14 protein-coding genes and 3 pseudogenes are annotated in these 16,879 nt (G+C 73.4%); 8 read left to right on the top strand and 9 right to left on the bottom strand.

The annotated features are described in order from the left end of the window. Positions 1 to 375 precede the first annotated feature (375 nt). On the bottom strand, positions 376 to 4,248 hold the full coding sequence (locus tag EDD39_RS25185; protein WP_123559573.1) for an nSTAND1 domain-containing NTPase: 3,873 nt from the start codon (positions 4,246 to 4,248) through the stop codon (positions 376 to 378). Beyond that, positions 4,245 to 4,664 carry a hypothetical protein gene (locus tag EDD39_RS25190; protein WP_123559575.1) on the bottom strand — a complete coding sequence of 140 codons (420 nt, stop codon included), beginning with the start codon at positions 4,662 to 4,664 and terminating at the stop codon, positions 4,245 to 4,247. The genes EDD39_RS25185 and EDD39_RS25190 overlap by 4 nt, the downstream gene beginning before the upstream one ends. A 213-nt stretch (positions 4,665 to 4,877) precedes the next feature. Between EDD39_RS25190 and EDD39_RS25195 the strand changes: the two genes are divergently transcribed. The 5 genes from EDD39_RS25195 (at position 4,878) to EDD39_RS42220 (ending at position 9,932) form a co-directional block, all read left to right on the top strand. Beyond that, the gene (locus EDD39_RS25195; protein ID WP_123559577.1) at positions 4,878 to 5,519 is read left to right on the top strand and encodes a GNAT family N-acetyltransferase; all 642 of its coding nucleotides are present in this window, start codon (positions 4,878 to 4,880) and stop codon (positions 5,517 to 5,519) included. 116 nt (positions 5,520 to 5,635) lie between these two features. Then, complete coding sequence (locus EDD39_RS25200; RefSeq protein ID WP_167518081.1) at positions 5,636 to 5,944, top strand: hypothetical protein; 309 nt, start codon at positions 5,636 to 5,638, stop codon at positions 5,942 to 5,944. A gap of 219 nt (positions 5,945 to 6,163) precedes the next feature. Then, the gene (locus tag EDD39_RS25205; protein WP_123559579.1) at positions 6,164 to 6,955 is read left to right on the top strand and encodes an ABC transporter ATP-binding protein; all 792 of its coding nucleotides are present in this window, start codon (positions 6,164 to 6,166) and stop codon (positions 6,953 to 6,955) included. 187 nt (positions 6,956 to 7,142) lie between these two features. Further along, positions 7,143 to 8,522 (top strand): FtsX-like permease family protein, encoded by a 1,380-nt coding sequence (locus EDD39_RS42215; RefSeq protein WP_123559581.1) that lies wholly within the window; start codon positions 7,143 to 7,145, stop codon positions 8,520 to 8,522. 168 nt (positions 8,523 to 8,690) lie between these two features. Further along, positions 8,691 to 9,932: a sensor histidine kinase gene (locus EDD39_RS42220; protein WP_123559583.1), complete on the top strand. Its 1,242-nt coding sequence runs from the start codon at positions 8,691 to 8,693 to the stop codon at positions 9,930 to 9,932. 46 nt (positions 9,933 to 9,978) lie between these two features. Here EDD39_RS42220 and EDD39_RS25220 read toward each other — a convergent pair whose 3' ends face one another. Next, on the bottom strand, positions 9,979 to 10,641 hold the full coding sequence (locus EDD39_RS25220) for a response regulator transcription factor (protein ID WP_162870125.1): 663 nt from the start codon (positions 10,639 to 10,641) through the stop codon (positions 9,979 to 9,981). 30 nt (positions 10,642 to 10,671) lie between these two features. Next, positions 10,672 to 11,775, bottom strand: a complete 1,104-nt coding sequence (locus EDD39_RS40375) for a hypothetical protein (RefSeq protein ID WP_208765577.1) — start codon at positions 11,773 to 11,775, stop codon at positions 10,672 to 10,674. Between the two features lie 208 nt (positions 11,776 to 11,983). Here EDD39_RS40375 and EDD39_RS25230 point away from each other — a divergent pair, with 208 nt between their 5' ends. Then, positions 11,984 to 12,349, top strand: coding sequence for an Imm32 family immunity protein (locus tag EDD39_RS25230; RefSeq protein ID WP_244257027.1), 366 nt, complete (start codon positions 11,984 to 11,986; stop codon positions 12,347 to 12,349). On the opposite strand, the pseudogene EDD39_RS42760 reads toward EDD39_RS25230, so the two are convergent. The 3 genes and pseudogenes from EDD39_RS42760 to EDD39_RS25240 all read right to left on the bottom strand — a co-directional run. Further along, a pseudogene (locus EDD39_RS42760) lies at positions 12,283 to 12,786 on the bottom strand (hypothetical protein); the annotation flags it as partial. The gene EDD39_RS25230 and the pseudogene EDD39_RS42760 overlap by 67 nt on opposite strands. A 92-nt stretch (positions 12,787 to 12,878) precedes the next feature. Further along, the gene (locus EDD39_RS25235) at positions 12,879 to 13,871 is read right to left on the bottom strand and encodes a hypothetical protein (protein ID WP_208765578.1); all 993 of its coding nucleotides are present in this window, start codon (positions 13,869 to 13,871) and stop codon (positions 12,879 to 12,881) included. A gap of 61 nt (positions 13,872 to 13,932) precedes the next feature. Then, positions 13,933 to 14,097: pseudogene (locus tag EDD39_RS25240) on the bottom strand (IS256 family transposase); the annotation flags it as partial. 218 nt (positions 14,098 to 14,315) lie between these two features. Between EDD39_RS25240 and EDD39_RS42765 the strand changes: the two are divergent. Beyond that, complete coding sequence (locus EDD39_RS42765; protein WP_123560873.1) at positions 14,316 to 14,582, top strand: DUF6959 family protein; 267 nt, start codon at positions 14,316 to 14,318, stop codon at positions 14,580 to 14,582. 611 nt (positions 14,583 to 15,193) lie between these two features. On the opposite strand, the gene EDD39_RS25255 is transcribed toward EDD39_RS42765, so the two are convergent. Both EDD39_RS25255 and EDD39_RS39780 read right to left on the bottom strand, forming a co-directional pair. Next, complete coding sequence (locus EDD39_RS25255; protein ID WP_341869336.1) at positions 15,194 to 15,679, bottom strand: DUF6193 family natural product biosynthesis protein; 486 nt, start codon at positions 15,677 to 15,679, stop codon at positions 15,194 to 15,196. A gap of 46 nt (positions 15,680 to 15,725) precedes the next feature. After that, positions 15,726 to 15,881, bottom strand: a complete 156-nt coding sequence (locus EDD39_RS39780) for an SCO4402 family protein (RefSeq protein WP_162869906.1) — start codon at positions 15,879 to 15,881, stop codon at positions 15,726 to 15,728. 658 nt (positions 15,882 to 16,539) lie between these two features. Between EDD39_RS39780 and EDD39_RS41315 the strand changes: the two are divergent. Then, positions 16,540 to 16,719: pseudogene (locus tag EDD39_RS41315) on the top strand (transposase family protein); the annotation flags it as partial. Positions 16,720 to 16,879: the final 160 nt, after the last annotated feature.

Consider the following 16,879-nt stretch of genomic DNA (forward strand, 5'->3'; position numbering starts at 1 on the left):
CGGGGAACAGCCCCTCCTGGGGAGAACGCGGGAGGCGGACGGCGAACGCCGGACGGGGTGGAACGGAAGAGCGGGGAGCGGGAGCGGGGGCACGGGGAGAGCAGGGGGAACGGGAACGCGCCCGGGGCCGGGGAGAGGGCGGCCGGGCGCGGACGGACCCCGCAGCGGGGCCGGCGGAAGGCGCGGGGCGACGGGGAAGGGCGGCGCCGGAAGGGCGCCGCGGTCGCTCCGGTCGCCACATTGGTTCAGACCAGAAAAGTTGTCAAGTTCCTGACCGGTAACCGGGTCCGGTGCGGGCCGCCCCCGCCGTGACGGTGCGTCGGCCCGCCCCGCCGGCGGCGGGCAGCACCCCCGCACCTGCGACGTGATGCCGGGTCACCCGCCGCAGGGCGGGTCGTAGGAGAGATCGGGTGACACGTACTCCTTCCAGAGGGAAGGGGTCATGGCGGTGCGGGTGGACGCGCACAGGATCCCGTGGACGCGGGAGGGGTCGGTCTGCCACAGCCGTACCGTTCCGTCGTCACCACCGGTGATCATCTCGCCCTGCGAGCCGAACCACAGCGTCCAGACCGTGCCGTTGTGGCCGGTGAGCGGGAGCCCGTAGGGGGTGGCGCGGGCCGGGTCGGCGAGGTCCCAGAGGCGGATCTGGCCGAGGGCGTCGCCGCTCGCCAGCAGCGCCCCGTCCGGGGTGAAACCGACGCTGGTCACGATGCCCCCGGCGGACAGCGGCTCCCCGAGGACCGTGGGCGCCTGCGGCTTGGAGACGTCCCACAGCCGGACCTTGCTGTCCGTGCCGCCGGTCGCGACCAGCCGGGCGTCCGGGCTGACGCCCATGGACCAGACGGGTTGGCCGGTGTTCAGCCCGCTGACCGGGGCGGGAACGGCCTTGCTGCCCGTCCGCCACACCTGGAGGCGGCCGAACACGTTCGCGGCGAAGAGGTATCCGCCGCCGGGTGCGGCAGCCAGGCCCCTGATCGGCATCCGGCGGTCGTCCAACTCGCCGCCGAGCGCGGCGGGACGGCCCGGATCCGAGACGTCCCAGGCGTGCAGCCCGCCCGAGTACGCCCCCTGGCTGAACATGGAGGACGCGGCCAGCGTGCGCCCGTCGGCGTCGAAGGCGAGCGCGAAGACCGGCTGCAGCTCTCCGGGCAGCGCCGGGCCGACGGCGACCGGGCGGGCCGGTGCCGACACGTCCCAGAGCCGCACCGCACCGTTGTTGCCACCGCTGGGCATGCTGCCGCCGCCGGTGGCCAGGACGGTCGTCCCGGAGGACCCGGGCCGGAAAGCCACCGCGTTCACGGTGACGTCGAACGGGGGCAGCGCACCGAGCGGGGTGACGCGGGTCGGGTCGGAGACGTCCCACAGGGTGACCCGGGTCCCGGAAGCCACCGCCAGCAACCGGCCGTCGCCGGTCACCGCCACCGCGTTGACCGACTGCCCGCCGCCCGCGACCGCGAGCGTCGGCGGCAGCCGCCAGAGCAGCACCCGGCCGTCCCCGCCGCCGCTGGCGAGCGTACGTCCGGTGGGGTCGAACGCCAGGGCGCCGACCATGGAGGTGTGTCCGCGCAGCGGCGGCCCGATGGCCCTGGTCTGCGACGGCGAACCGACGTTCCAGAGGCTGACGTTCCCGGACTGGTCCGCGGTGGCGAGCAGCCCCGCATCCGGGCTGAAGGCGACCGAGTCGGCCGCAGCGCCGAGGGACAGCGTGGAACCGACCTTCGGCTGCCGCGGGTCGGAGACGTCCCAGACCAGTACCCTGCTGTCGGATCCGGCACTGGCCATCACCCGCTTGTCGGGGCTGAACGCCACCTGGTTGACCGAGTCGGTGTGCCCGGTCAGCGGACCGCCGAACGCGGTCGGCCGAGCCGGGTCCGACACGTCCCACAGCTGCAGCAGCCCGGTGCGGCGGGAACTGCCCGTGGCGGTGCTGCCGCTGACGGCCAGCACGGCGCCGTCCGGGCTGAAGGCGACGGCCATCAGGGCCTGCCCGCGGACGGACGGCACGGTGCCCAGCAGGCTCGGGTGCCTCGGGTCGGCGACGCTCCACAGCTGCACGCTGCCGGTCTGGTCGCCGGTGGTGTCGGTGAAGGCGCTGAAGGCCAGCGTTCGACTGTCGGGGCTGAACTTCAGGCTCGTCACCGCGCCCTTCGACGTCTGGACCGAGTCCGACAGCGCCACCGGATGCCCGGCATCGGAGACGTCGAAGATCCGTAGGCTGCCGTCCGCGCCGCCCCGGGCCAGCAGAGCGCCCTGCGAGCTGTAGGCGACCGACTGCGCAAGGACGTTCCCGTCGCTGAGCGCCGACACCAGCGGAACCGGGCGGGCCGGGTCGGAGGTGTCCCAGATCTGCGACTTCCCCGTCCCGGTGGCGAGTTGGCCGGCGGGGCCGAAAGCGACGGAGTAGACGGTGCCCGGGAAGCCCGGCAGGGCCGTGGGCAGCACCGCGCCGGCCTCCGCCATCAGCTGCGTGCGCAGGGCCGGGGTCGGCCGCATCCGGTAGGCGACGAGGTCGAGCTGCGCGGCGAGCGTGCCGTTGGTCGGGCGCTGGCGGTCCGCCTCGGCGGTGACCCGGTCGAAGATCGCGTTGTTGCGCTGCACGAGGGCGTTGCGGCTCTGCTCGAACGCGAACACGGCCAGGACCGAGGCCAGCAGGGCCAGTGCCGTGACGGAGGCCACCGCACCGCTGCGGATCCGCCGGCCCCGGCGCCGGTGGCGGTGGGAGGCGGCCAGGAAGGCCGTCACCAGCGGAGTGAGGTCCTCGGGACTCGCGCCCGCCTCCCAGGCGCGGGCCAGTTCGAGCTTGGTCCCGCGGTACAGGGCCGAGTTGTCCTTCCGGCCGCCGCGCTCCCAGCCGAGTGCCGCCTCCTCCAGTTCCTGCCGGATCGCGATGCCGCTCTTGCCCGCCCCGATCCAGTCCTGGCGCAGCCGGGGCCAGGCCCACAGCAACGCCTCGTGGGTGACCTCGACCGTGACGGCGCCGTTCTCCCGCTCCGCGCCCTGGGTGAGGAGGCGGGCACGGGTGAACCGTTCGGTGACGGCCGGGACGGCCTGCGGGTCGGCGGCGGCCAGCAGCAGGTCGGCGCGGGTGCGGCGGCGGCGGGTGACCTCGCCGTTCTCGCCGATCCTGACCAGGCCCAGGAACAGGAGCCGGGCGGTCTGCCGCTCGGACGGGGACAGCTTCCCGAACTCGTTCTCGGCGGTGGCCGCCACGGCGCCGTCGATGCCCCCGGTGTCGCGGTAGCTGTCGATGGTCAGGGCGTCGCCCCTGCGTTCCAGCCAGGTCGCCCGCAGGGCGTGGGCGAGCAGCGGCAGCCGGCCCGCCTCGTACCCGCCCTCCTCCTGCCGGGCCGAGCCGCGCAGGTCGCGGACGACGGTGCCGACCAGTTCCCTGCCGACCGACAGGCCGCTGCGCAGGGCCGGCCGCTCCACGGCGCTGCGCACCTCGTCGTCGGTCATCGGGCCCACGATGACCTGGTGGTCCACCAGGGCGTCGCGGAGGTGGGGGAATTCCGCGCAGGAACCGTAGAAGTCCGCGCGCAGGCCGTAGACGGCGAGGACGGCGGGGTCCCGGCCGCAGGCCAGTCCGTCCAGCGCGTCCACGAAGCGGTGGCGGGCGGGCTCGTCCCGGCAGAGGGTGAACAACTCCTCCAGCTGGTCGACGACGAGCACCGCCCGGCCCTGCGCGGGGAGGCGCAGGTGTTCGCGGACCAGCGTGCCGAGGCTGCCGGGAGAGGACTGCACCGCCTCGGTGACCAGCGCCTCGTCGGCTCCGGTGAGCGCGCCGAGGCCCGCAGCCAGCGCCGCGAGCGGATCGGCGGTGGGCGTGAGCAGGAGCTGCGGCCAGTGCCGGGAGCCGGGCAGTCTTCCGGCGGCCAGTGCCGGCAGCACGCCGGCCTGCAGCAGCGACGACTTGCCGGTCCCGGAGGGGGCGACGACGGTCAGGGGGCTGTGGTCGGCCAGGCACGGTTCGAGCCGCTCGAGGACCTGGTGGACCAGGGCCTCCCGGCCGAAGAACCAGTCCGCCTCGTTCCTGCCGAACGCGCGCAGCCCGGGATACGGGCACTCCTCGCCGGTCGACGGCGAGAGGGTCCGGACGGACTCCTCACCGCCGGGGTAGTAGTACTCGTGCACACCGCCCTGGACGACGACCATGTTCCCCGCCGACTGGTACACGGTGCCGCGCTCGGCAGCCCACGCGTGCAGCTCGACGTTCCCGAGCGCCTCCTCGGGGTCCCGGCGGGGCGTCACGGACGCCCGATGGTCATGTCACCACCGGACTGGTACACCTGGGCACTGTCGCTCGCCGTCGCCCGCATGTGCACGTGGCGCACGACGCCGGCTTCCGGCCGGTCCTCCGGGCGCGACCCGGCCGTGAGTTCGGCGACGACCCCGGCGAGCGCCTGCGCGGCCGCCTCGTCCGTGGCGAGCAGCTGACGGAAGCGCAACCGCCAGGCGGCGACGAGGTCGCTCTCGTCCTCCTCGCGGGCCGGACCGAGCAGCAGCGTGCGCGCGGCCTCCAGCTCCCCTTCCACGGCGGCCGTCTGATCCGGGTGGTGCCACAGCCGGGCGACCAGCCCCCGGACCTGCTGCCAGGCGTCGGTGGCGAGCGAGCTGACCACCGTTGTCGCCGCCGTGGCTGCCAGCGCTGCCAGTTGATCGTCCATGCGCGTTCCCCCGCGTTCGATGGGCGTCCTCGGTGTGCAACGTGATGCCAGGAACAGTGTGGTCGCCCCGTTCGGCCATGACCAGAGGGCCGCCCAGGAGTTGGCGCCGCGGACGCTCCGGGACCGCCCGTCCACCGGAACCGACCTGGCCGGCGGAGCGCGGTGCCCCGAAAATGATCCCCGCGACCGGCCGGCCCCGGGCACACTGGGTCGATGCCCACCGCCCACTGGCCCCTGCCCGGTCTGACCGCCCGCACCGCCCGCCTCGAACTCCGGCTGCCCACCGAGCCCGAACTGCACGAGCTCGCCGACCTCGCCGCCGCCGGCGTGGTCGCCCCCGGCACCCGGCCCCTCGGCTCCACCTGGGCCTACGGCACGCCCACCGAACGCGCCCGGGCCGTCCTCCAGGCCCACTGGCGCGCCCAGGGCCGCTGGAGCCCGGAGGACTGGAACCTGCCGCTGGCGGTCTTCGTCGACGGCCGACCGGCCGGCATCCAGTCCGTCCGCGCCACCGCGTTCGCGCTGCGCCGCGAAGTCCTCTCCGGCTCCTGGCTCGCCCTGCCCCACCACGGCCGCGGCCTGGGCACCGAGGCCCGCGCCGCCATGCTCCACCTGGCCTTCGCCGGCCTCGGCGCCACCGACGCCACCTCGCACTGCTACGCCGACAACGCCCCGTCCGTCGCGGTCTCCCGCCGCCTGGGCTACCGCCCCGACGGCGTCGAACGCGAACTCCGCCAGGGCGAAGCCACCACCACCCTGCGCTTCCGCCTCACCCGCGAGCAGTGGGACGCCACCGAACGCCCCGAGGTCCGCCTCACCGGCCTGGACGCCTGCGCCGAACTGTTCGGACTCTGACCCGCCGTCCGTCGGCGGGCGGTGGAACGGCGGCGGGTGGTGGAACGGCGGAGGGCGGCCGGGCGTTGGGCCGGTGCGTACGTGCGAGGGGCGGGTGCGGAGGAAAGAGCGGTGCGATGGTGCCCTACCTGATCGTGCTGGGCGTGCTGGGCACGGTGCTGACCCTGCTCGGGCTCGCCGGGCGGGCGCTGCGCCGCCGCGGCGGCACCGGCGCGTCCGCACTGCGCGGCGCCCTGGCCGGGTACGAGGAGGCGATGCGCGCCACCTCCCACCAGGCGCACGTGGAACTGCGGGCCGAGGCCGACCGGATCGCGCCGATCGCCGCACCCGACGGCTTCCGCCCCGCCCTCGGCCCCCGCACCCCGGGCGCCCGGAAGGCCGGGCCGCGGCGCCGACGCGGGTGGCGGCGGCGGACGGCGCGCTGAACGGGCCCGGAAGCGGCGGCAGTTCGGCGCTGCCCCCCGCTGGTCGCCGCCCGGAACCGGAGAACGAACACGATCAAGCGTCTGGCGACCGTCGGCGGGCGGGCGTTCGAGCGGCACAGCAGCCGGGTGCGGTCGGGCCGGGACAGGGCGGTTTCCCGAACCCCGAAGACGGGCGGTGGCACCATCGATACGCCCGGCCGGCCCGACCACGATGAAGACATGGACAACGCACCGAACGAACGAGCGGCGCCGGTGGACCCGGCAGAGTCGGTGGGCACGGCGGACGCGGTGGCCCGGGCCGACGGGCTGCACCGGCAGTACGGGCGCGGGAACCGGGCCGTGGCCGCGCTGCGCGGCGTGAGCGCCCGGTTCGCGGCGGGCACCTTCACCGCCGTCATGGGGCCCTCCGGATCGGGCAAGACCACCCTGCTGCACTGCCTCGCCGGAATGGACCGGCCCGACCGCGGCACCGTCTGGTGGGGCGACACCGAGATCGGCACCCTCCCCGAACGCCGGCTCGCCCGACTGCGACGGGAGAACGTCGGATTCGTCTTCCAGGGCTTCAACCTGATGCCCGCCATGACCGCCGCCCAGAACGTCGAACTCCCCGGCCGCCTCGCCGGACACCGCCCCGAACGGCACCAGGTCCGCGAAGCCCTCGCCCGGGTCGGCCTGGCCGGCTGCGAACGCCAACGCCCCGCCACCCTCTCCGGCGGCCAGCAACAACGCGTCGCCATCGCCCGCGCCCTGGTCGCCCGCCCCCGCGTCCTCTTCGCGGACGAGCCCACCGGCGCCCTCGACCGCGCCACCGGCCAGGACGTCCTCACCCTGCTCCGCCGGGGCGTCGACCACGACGGCCAGACCTGCGTCATGGTCACCCACGACCCGACCGCCGCCGCGTACGCCGACCGCGTCCTCCTCCTCGCCGACGGCCGCCTGGTCGACGAACTCCACCACCCCACCCCCGACCGGGTCGCCCACGCCCTCACCCTGGCCGGCAGCCCGGGCTGACCCCGCTCGGCACACGCCGACGGAACCGACGTTCCGCCGACCTGTTGGCTTACCGACCGTGCTGCTCCGCCGATCTGTCGACCCGTCAACTCATCGACTCATCGGCCCGCTGATCCGCCCGTCAGCCCGCCGGCCCGTCAGCCCGCCAACCCACCGCCATCCCCCGACCGATCGGAGTGAACGGACCATGACCGCCCTACTCGCCTGGGGTCAACTCCGGCGCAGGCCCGCCGGGTTCGCCGGCCTGGCCATGGCCTTGCTGCTCGCCGTTGCCGCCGTCACCACGTTCGGCGCGCTGCTCGGGGCCGAGCGGGGCGTGCCCGCGGCGGAGTCGCGGGCCACCGGCGGGCCCGGTGTGGTGCTGATCGCCGGGGCGTTCGGGGAGATCACCGTGCTGGTGGCGTTCTTCGTGGCCCTGCACACGCTCGGTTTCGCGTTGCGCCACCAGTACCGGGACCTCGCGCTGCTGCGCACCGTCGCGGCGACGCCCCGGCAGGTCCGTCGGCTGTTGCGGGCGCAGACCGGGCTGGTCGTCCTGGCGGTGGCCGCCCCCGGCGGCCTGCTCGGGACCGTCACCGCCCGGGCCTTCCTGGACGGTCTGCGGCACCGGGGCCTGGCCGCGCCGCACGCCCGGATCGCCGGTACCGCCCCGGTCGTGCTCGCCGCCACCGCCGTCACCCTGCTGGTGGCCACGGCCGCCGCGACCGCCGCCGCCCGCCGGGTCACCCGTCCCGCCCCCGCCGCCGCGCTCACCGGCAGCACCGGTGCCGCCCCGCGGACCGGGGCGCTGCGCCCGGTCGCCGCCGCGGCCGCGCTCGCGGGCGGCGTGCTGCTGCTGCGGCTCGCCGCGACCCGGCCCGCCGCCGAAGTCGACAAATCCGCTCAGGCGACCCTGCTCGGGTCCCTCGTCCTGCTGGCGGCCGTCGCGCTGGCCGGTCCGCCGGTGGTCCGGCTGCCCGCCCTCCTGCTCGGCGCCGCCGTCCGGGCCGTCGCCCCGGGCACGGGCTGGCTGGCCGCCGCCAACCAGCGCGGCTACGCCCACCGCCTGACCGCCGCCGCGGTACCCGTCGCGCTGCTCACCGGGCTGGCCACGACCATGGCCACCATGACGGCCACCGCCCGGCACGCCGCCCTCGCCGCCGGCGCGCCCGACGGGGCGACCTCCGCCACCGACGTCTGGCTGCGCCAGGCCGAACTCGGCCTGCTCGCCGCCTTCGGCGCGGTCGCCACCCTCACCACCCTGGTCGGCCTGACCGCCGAACGGCGCCGCGAACTCGCCCTGCTGCGACTGGTCGGCGCGACCCGCCCGCAGGTGCTCCGCACCGTCGCCGCCGAAACCGCCCTGACCTGCGCCGTCGGCCTGCTGCTCGGCGCCCTGGTCACCGCCGCCGCCACCGCCGCGTTCAGCGCCGCCGCCCTCGGCACGCCCCTGCCGGTGGTCCCGCTCGGCACCTGCGCCCGCACCGCCGCCGCAGCCGTCCTGCTCGCGGTCCCCACCACCCTCGCCACCGCGGCCGTCGCCCTGCGCGGCCCGGCCGTGGCCGCCGCGACCGGCGCACCCGCCTGAGCCCGCGGCCCGGGTGCGGCGGCATGGTGCAAGGTGGTGCCGACAGGCCCCGTCCGGCCGATCCTGCCGGGCGCCCAGGGGGCACCTCCCAGCCCCCTGGGGCCCGCGCGCCGACCCGGCAAGATCGACCGGACAGGACCCAGCAGCGGGACGGAAGGACGGACGGCAGTGCGCGCGACAGCAGGACGACGACGGTGGTGGGCGGCGCGGCCCGGCGAGTGGGCCTTCGCGGTGCTCGGGCTGCCACCGGCCCTCCTCGGCGGGGCGTACGCGCTGGCCGCGCTGTACGCCGGGGTGCTGCTGTCGCTCACCGTGGTCGGACTCCCGGTGGCGGCGGCCGCCCTGACCGGGGCCAGGGCCCTGGGCCGGCCGCACCGCCGGCTGACCGCCCGGCTGCTCGGCACCGACGTCCCCGACCCCGGACACCCGGTGCGGCCGCCGGGCGTCGTCGCCGCGATCCGCTCGGCGCTCACCGACCCCGTCGCCTGGCGCACCCTCGGCTACCTGCTGCTGCGCCTGCCGCTCGGCGTGCTCGGCGCCGCCGCCGTCCTGCTGCCGCTCGGCGCCCTCTGGCTGCTCGGCTTCCCGCTGTGGCTGCGCCTGCTGGAGGACGGCCCGCACCCGGCCGGGCCGCTGGACCTCCTCGCCCCGCCGCTCGGCCTGGCAGTGCTCGCCGCCATCGGGCCCGCCGTCCGGCTGCTCGCCGAGGCCGACCGGCGGCTCGCCCGGCACCTGCTCGGCCCGGCCCGCACCCAGCAGCGGGTCCGCGACCTGGAGGCCGCCCGGCACACCCTGCTCAGCACCGGAACCGACCGGCTCCGCCGCCTCGAACGCGACCTGCACGACGGCACCCAGGCCCGGCTGGTCGCCGTCGCCCTCACCCTGGCCCTCGCCGACGACACCCTCGCCGACCCGCACCCCGACCCGGACCGGCTGCGCACCCTGGTCGACCGGGCCCGCACCCAGACCGACCGGACCATCGCCGAACTGCGCGTCCTCACCCGCGGCCTGCGACCCCCCGGCCTCGACGGCGGCCTCGACGACGCCCTGCCCGCCCTCGCCGCCGGCTGCGCCGTCCCCGTCACGCTCCGCCTCGACCTCCCGCAGCGCCCGGACGAGGCGATCGAACAGGCCGTCTGGTACTGCGCCGCCGAACTGCTCACCAACATCAGCCGGCACAGCGCGGCCCGCACCGCCGAACTCACCGTCAGCGGCACCCGCGACCTGGTCCGCCTCACGGTCCGGGACGACGGCCGCGGCGGCGCCGCCCCCACCACCCTCGGTACCGGCGGCGGCACCGGCCTGGCCGGACTGGCCGAACGCCTCGCTGCCGTCGACGGCCGGCTGCGGATCGACAGCCCGCCGGGCGGCCCGACCACCGTCACCGCCGAACTCCCCACCCGGCTCTGACCGTTGCCCGTTCCGTTCTGTTCCGTCCCGCCCCGTCCCCGCCCCGTCAGCCGGTCTCGGACAGGTACGCGAGCACCGCCAGCACCCGCCGGTTGTCCGCCGGGGAAGCCAGTAGCCCGAACTTGGCGAACACCGCCGCGACGTGCTTCTCCACCGCCCGCTCCGACACCGACAGCCGCTCGGCCACCGCCCGGTTCGAACGGCCCTCCGCCATCAACGCCAGCACCTCCCGCTCCCGCGGCGTCAACGCGTCCACCGCACTGCGCCGCCGCGCCCGCATCAGATGCCCGACCACCTCCGGATCCAGCGCCGTGCCGCCCGCCGCGACCCGGCGCAACGAGTCCACGAACTCCGACGTCCGGGCCACCCGCTCCTTCAACAGGTACCCCACCCCCGCCGCCCCGCCCGCCAGCAGCCGCGCCGCCCAGGACGCCTCCAGGTGCTGCGAGAACACCAGCACCCCGACCCCCGGATGCGCCTCCCGGATCCGCAACGCCGCCCGGACACCCTCGTCCGTGTGCGTCGGCGGCATCCGCACGTCCACCACCGCCACCTGCGGACGGTGCGCGGCGACCGCCGCCACCAGGTCCTCCGCCGTGGCCACCGCCGCCACCACCTCGCAGCCGCGCACCGCCAACAACTCCGCCATCCCGTCCCGCAGCACCACCGAATCCTCGGCCAGCACCACCCGCAACCGCTCCTCCGCCATCCCCCCATTCTCCCCTCCCCCGAACCCCCGTCAGACCCCCCGCCGCCCCCGCTCCTTGACGACCCGCGCCCCCTCGGTCCCGCCCCCGCCCACCGGCCACAGCCGCACCCGCACCCGCTCCGGCGCCTCGTCCCCGTTCGCCGCCGGACTCGAGTGCGAGACGCGGACCCGGACCAGGCCGGGCGGGAGGTCGAAACGGTCCGCCACCGGCAGGCCGTCGGGGTCGTCCAGGACGGCCACCCGGCCCGAGGGCACCTCGACCGTCGCCTCCACCACGCGGTCGAACGCGTCGTGGTCGGCCGGCGGCTCGGCGGTGAAGACCTGCACCGTCACCGCGACGTCCTGGTCGGTCGACGTGCTGATGACCAGCGACCGCCGGTCCGGGGCCGACGCGTCCGCCCACGCCGTATCCGCAGCCGCACCCTGGTCCCGCACGTACAGCCGGAACCGGTCCGCGAACAGCTCCAACTCCGCCGTCTCCAGCAGCCCGCCCACCCCGCGGCCGCGGTGCGGACCCGGCAGGCAGCCCGCCGGCGGGGACGGCAACGCGTCCAGGCACCCCGACGAGCAGGCGTTCACCAGCAACGGCAGCACGTCGGACCCCGAGGTGCGCAACGAGACCCACGCCTGGCGCAGCCCCGCCACCCCCGCCACCGGCCCGTCGCACACCGAACACACTCCGGCCGACTCCACCCCCCACACCGCCGGGTCCAGCGCCCCCGGGCCCGCCGCCGCCGGCTCCGCCAGCACCGGGAACGGCAGCCGCGTCTTCGGATTCCCGTACAGCGCCCGGGTGCTGACGGTGCTGCGACGCAACAGCGGCAGCCGCGCCAGCTCGTACGGGAACCAGTGCAGCCGGTACGAGGTGTACGGCGTGAACTCCTCCAGCGACCGCATCCCGCCGATCTCCGGCGGGATCCGCACCAGGTTCGACCCGTACAGCCGCAGGTGCCGCACCCGCGTCAGCGTCCCGATGCTCGCCGGCAGCGTCCCCACCTGGCGGCGCTGCTCACCCGTCAACCCCTCCAACGGCGCGAACTCCTCCCGCCCGTCCGCCGCCGCCTCCGCCACCAGCTCCGACAACCGCAACCAGCCCGGCGCCGACACGTCCTGCCGCTCCCCGTGGAACCGCACCCGCCGCGACCGCACGCAGCCACAGGAATCGACCGGCCCGCCCGGCACGGGAAAACGGTTCTCGAACAGCCCCGGCACCCGCTCCTCACCCATCCGCCCACCCTAGACGAGTAGATTCCAAGTGCCCGATGCCGTCCGGCAGTCGGCCGGCACCATGGGAGTCCGACCTTGAGGGAGATCTGCCCGCGTGAGACTCACCTGTGACCCCGTGCACGGCGAAGTGGACCTCACGGCGTCGGCAGAAGAGCTGAACCGTCTGGCGGACGCGGTGACCGAGGGCGAGGGGTTGCTCAGCTCCGCGCCCTCGCCCGGCAGCGACGCCCTGGCGGGGACCGAGATCAAGAAGGCCGCCGGCCCCGGTGTCCTCGTCCATCTGGATTCCGAGCATCAGGTCCTTGTGACCAGCGGTGACACCGCAGCCAGGGTGGTGCTCGCGGACAATCTGCGCGGCATGGCTTCCGCCGAGGACGGCGGTCACCTTCACATCGACTACTTCCCCGGACACTTCTACCTCGCTGAAGGGTCACTACCACTGGTGGTCAACAGCCTGCACGGGGGCATGCCAACTCGCTGAGCGGGCTGCTGGTTGCTGCGGTCAATGGTCGTAGGCGACAGGCGACAGGCGACAGGCGACAGGCGACAGGCGACAGGCGACAGGCGACCGATGACCGGCGATCGGGTGACCGGTGCGCCGATCTTGCTGTTGTGCCAGGTCCCGGCTGCCATCGCCAGGACGCGCTGGGCCACCCGGATAGCCGCGCCTTCGAAGGGCCGCCCACCGCGCGCCTCCAGGTCGGTCCGGCCTCTGAGGGTGTCGTTCAGGTTCGACCGCTGGACGGCCGGGCGTGATGTCCCGCACGGGACCGGAGCGGAGTCGGTGGTCCACGCCGTGTCGGTCCAGAAATCGCTGTCCATCGCGAGTTCTCGGATCATCCGCTTGACCAGCGGCAGCGCCGCGCGGAGACGCTTGTTGCAGCCCGCTCGCCGCGGCAGACAAGTGAACATGGCTCTGGCCGCAGTTCCGTGAACGGCTGCTCGCGCGCTGGCCGAGGATGCCGGTCGTTAGCCTCTACCAGGAGCAATTGTCAATACCTGTGGATCTGCTAGCTGCTCTGGCGCGGAGGTGATGGTTCGGTGTCGGTGGGTGGCGTCAGCATTGTGGCGAGTCGGTCGACGCCGAAACCGCCGATCAAGAGGCGTTCTTTGTGGCTTCCGGTGAGGTGCCGGGTCCAGTCGACAAACCCGCCGTCCGCGATCTCCAGTTGCTGGCCGTGGATGGTTGCGTAGATCTTGTAGCACAGGTCGGTGTAGTAGCCGCGTCCGGTCACTCGGGTGGGATCGTCGATGATGTCAATGCCCGGTGTTCCGGCCAGCTCTGTACGTGTGCGGGCCAGGATCGGAGCGGCGGACTCGTCGAGGCAGGTGATGCGGATCTCGGTCTGGCGCACTCCAGCGCGTGCCATCGCCCGGGCGGCGAAATGTAGGTGCTCGACCAGGTGCTGTTGTTCGAAGGTCCGGCTGCCAGTGTCCCGGCCGGCGGTCACCAGGGCGAATAGTTGGAAGTGGGCGAGCATGCCGGGTGCGTCGAAGTGCTGGGCACGCACGACTCGTTGGCTGGCGGCCATCCGGACCGGCATGACCGAGCGGGGATCGGCGGCCAGCGCCTGGGATCTCCGCTGGGCTGCCTCCAGGGCCAGGGCATTGGTCGGGTCGGCTGCGACCTCGCTGCCACGAATGGTGGCGACGACCTTGCGCGGGTCGACGGTCGCGACCGCTGTATGCGCTGCCAGGGGGACGAGCGGAGCCAAGGTGAGCATCTGGAAGTCATCCGGCAGCGCCGAGAGTAGGAAGTCTTCGGCTCGTCGTATTTGCGCGAACTCTGTCGGGGCCGGGGTTACGAACCGGTCGGTTCGATAGCGCCGCATTACCTCGGCCGGGGTGAGCCGATCGGCGCGGCGTCGGAAGACTTCCAGGAGCAGTGTGGTCAGATCCGTCCCGGTCAGTCCCTTGGCAAGCAGGTCCAGCAGTTCCGGCCCGCCTGCCTTGGCCAGAACTCGGCGCAGCGCCGGACTGGCCGAGTATTCATCGCTCGTCATGGCGGGCCAGTATCGCCTGGCCGGCATCGGAGAGACCATCGATTTCCGCGCATCGTGTCAACTATGCCGCCGTTCGGTCAGGCGCCATCAGGACTCCGCGCTCGAAGCGGGCTCCAGCGCGGACGAGCGGGACGAGGTGGGCGCCGTTGACGGCCCGCCAACGGACCTGGGCCGACTCGACGAGCTTGAACACCATCGCCAGGCCGGCGGCGCGGGAGCCGGCGCCCAGGGCTTCGGCGTAGTCCAGAAGCTCCCGTTCTGTGATCACGTGGCCCCCCGTCGAGGCGGTAGCCCACCCGCGATGACGAGTGCCGTTACGTCTTCCTCCGGGTCGCCACTGCAACCGCCCTGGCCATCGGTTGCGATGACGAAATCAGGGCAAGGCCCCTGGGCGGAGGACAGCAGTAGTGGTGATCGACCTTGTCGGTCGCGGGCGAGCTTCGGTTGGATGGCTTCATAGAGCGGATCGAGATAGAGCAGTTGGCCCCCACCGTGGTTCGTCTGCCCGGCCGGCGCTTCCCAGGCGTCGTGATCCAGGGTGACTCGCTGTCGATCATTCGCAGCGATGTAGCAGAAGTGACGACTCTGTGTGCTCAGGGCGAGGTAGGTGAGGCATTGGAAAGCGCGCAGTACCTCCTGGCCAAGCTGGACGAGATCCTGGGGTACTACGAGGACGTCCTGGACAGCCACGGCATCCGCCGCCCCTACTGAGGCGCAGCCCAACGAGCTGAGGCACGGTCCCCTATGACCTTGGTCAGGACTCGGATGGCCGCTGACTACGCTGAAGCCCCGGTCATGCTCCGAGGTGCTGCTCTTCCGGCCCGCGCGCTGCAGGTTCGGGGTCGAGCGGCCAGCGGTAACCGGCGTCGTGCAACTTGCTCAACGCCGAGTGATCGTTGGCAACCAGGGCCTGGGCCAGCCGGGCTGCCGCGGCAACTACGGATGGCCAACCAGGTGAGTTCAGGTAGACCTCGTCGCGGGCAGTGGCGCCGACCGAGTCCTGTACCGCGGTGTAGGCAGCACCAAGACGGGCCTGGCTTCATACGCGAGTTGTGAGAGCACCTGTCGCTGATCGACGAGAGCACCCCGTGCCACGGGAGAGTGATGCCGCCGGGTTTCGAGAACACCTGGGTGCTTGCCTCGGGATCATGGTTGTGCACTGCACGATGAGGGGGCCCGGGTGCTGCCGAAGTCCAAGGTCGATCTGTACGCGGGGATCCGTCGTGACTCGCGTACCGGGTTGTCGAACCGCGCCCGGCAGGAACAGCCGGCAAGCTGACCACCGCCCCCGGAGCTCCAGGAATCACCTTCGGGGCCTACCCTCACTCGGCCTCCGTGGAGGAGACCCGGTCCTCCATCAGACGAACCATGCATGCCAACGCAGCTGCCGGATCAGTGGTCTCCAGCGCCGTATGGTCCGGTCCCCACGGATGCGTCATCACGACAAAACCACTGGTCGATGCGGCGATCGCCGGGAACGGCTCCACGGAGTAGTCACGGAAGTCGCCTGTCGTCGACACATGCAGCTCGTTCATGCCGGTCCACACGAACATCCTCCGCAGCACCGGCTCCTCCGCCGCCAGCTGCAGCACGGCCCACACTCCGGGACTGGCCCAGTCCCCAGGCTGATGCGGCGGTCCCCATGCCTCCAGCACCCCCTGCCACGTCCCATCACACTCGCTGTCCCTACCTGAGGTCGCCATGCTCCGACCATCGAGCCGATCCTTGCCCGCTGTCAACGCCGGGCACCTCGGAGACCAGTGACATGCGCGAGTGCTCCCGGTTCTCACCGGTACTCGACCCGCCATCAACTGCCAACCGCTGCCAGAACTCACCGACAGTCGTTCTTGGTTCTCACCTACGCAGCCAACGGGCCATCAGCTCGACCTCCTCTTCGGTGCGAAGGCACTGCCCAAGCCAGGGCAGGGGATTGTGCGCATCGCAGAAGTCGTCGAAGAGCACATGCACGGTGTAGTCGAGATCCTCGAACTGATCCGGATCAAGCCACACCTCTCGCTACCAGGTCGGGCTGGCCAGCGCGACGACCGCGGGCACAACGTGGAGGCGGTAGTAGGGCAGAGCAACGCCGTGGTCAATCACGACTCCACGATATGCAGGCGGATCGACTGGGCAGCTCCGGCTAATCCCGGTGCGGCAGTCTCAGGGCGTGCTCCAGTTGGGCTCGTGGATCCCAGCTTGCGGGTTGTTCGCTCTCGGGTCCGCGCCAGGGGCATCCGGCCTCGATCCATGTGTCTCGCGCGGCTTTCACGGCTGCGTTCGTGGCGTCCTCGTAGCCGAACTCGATGAAGCAGCAGGCACAGATGTCGAACGAGGGCGTCAAGCCGTCAGGTCCCCAGGGTTCGCATCCCTGATCGAAGCCGCACACTGGGCAGTTGGTTCCTGGCCTCGGCATCCTCGTCATGGGCCGATGCTACAAACGCCTCGCCTACTGACTACGCCCACCCACCGCGTAGGGCCGGCACGCTTCCAAGATCATGGAGTTCTCCATGCCCCGTGACCTGCCTGGAAGACCGTGCCTGCCGACGCATCATCCCTGATCATCCCTGTCCTTGACCAGCTTCGCGACCAGCCCGAGGTCACGGTCGGGGAGGTGCCCGGTCTGCTGGAGCGGCTGGCCCAGGTCCCCGACCCGCGCGATCCGCGCGGAGTGCGGCACGCGCTGGCAGTCGTCCTGGCGCTGACCGCGTGCGCAGTGCTGGCCGGAGCGACCTCGCTGCTGGCGGTCGGCGAGTGGGTCGCGGATGCGCCGCCGCATGTGCTGGAACGGCTCGGCGTACGCCCCGATCCAGTGTTGCCACGGCGGCTGGCCCCGGCCGAGACGACAATCCGCCGGTTGCTCGCGCGTATCGACGGTGACCCCCTGGATCAAGCAGTGGGCGGATGGCTCGCCGATCGTCGGCCTGCCGGCGCCGGGCTGCGCGGGCTGCCCGTGGACGGCAAGTCGTTGCGCGGCGTGGCCAAGGCTAAGGGACGGAGGATCCACCTGC

The sequence above is a fragment of the Kitasatospora cineracea genome (genome assembly GCF_003751605.1).
GTDB lineage: Bacteria > Actinomycetota > Actinomycetes > Streptomycetales > Streptomycetaceae > Kitasatospora > Kitasatospora cineracea.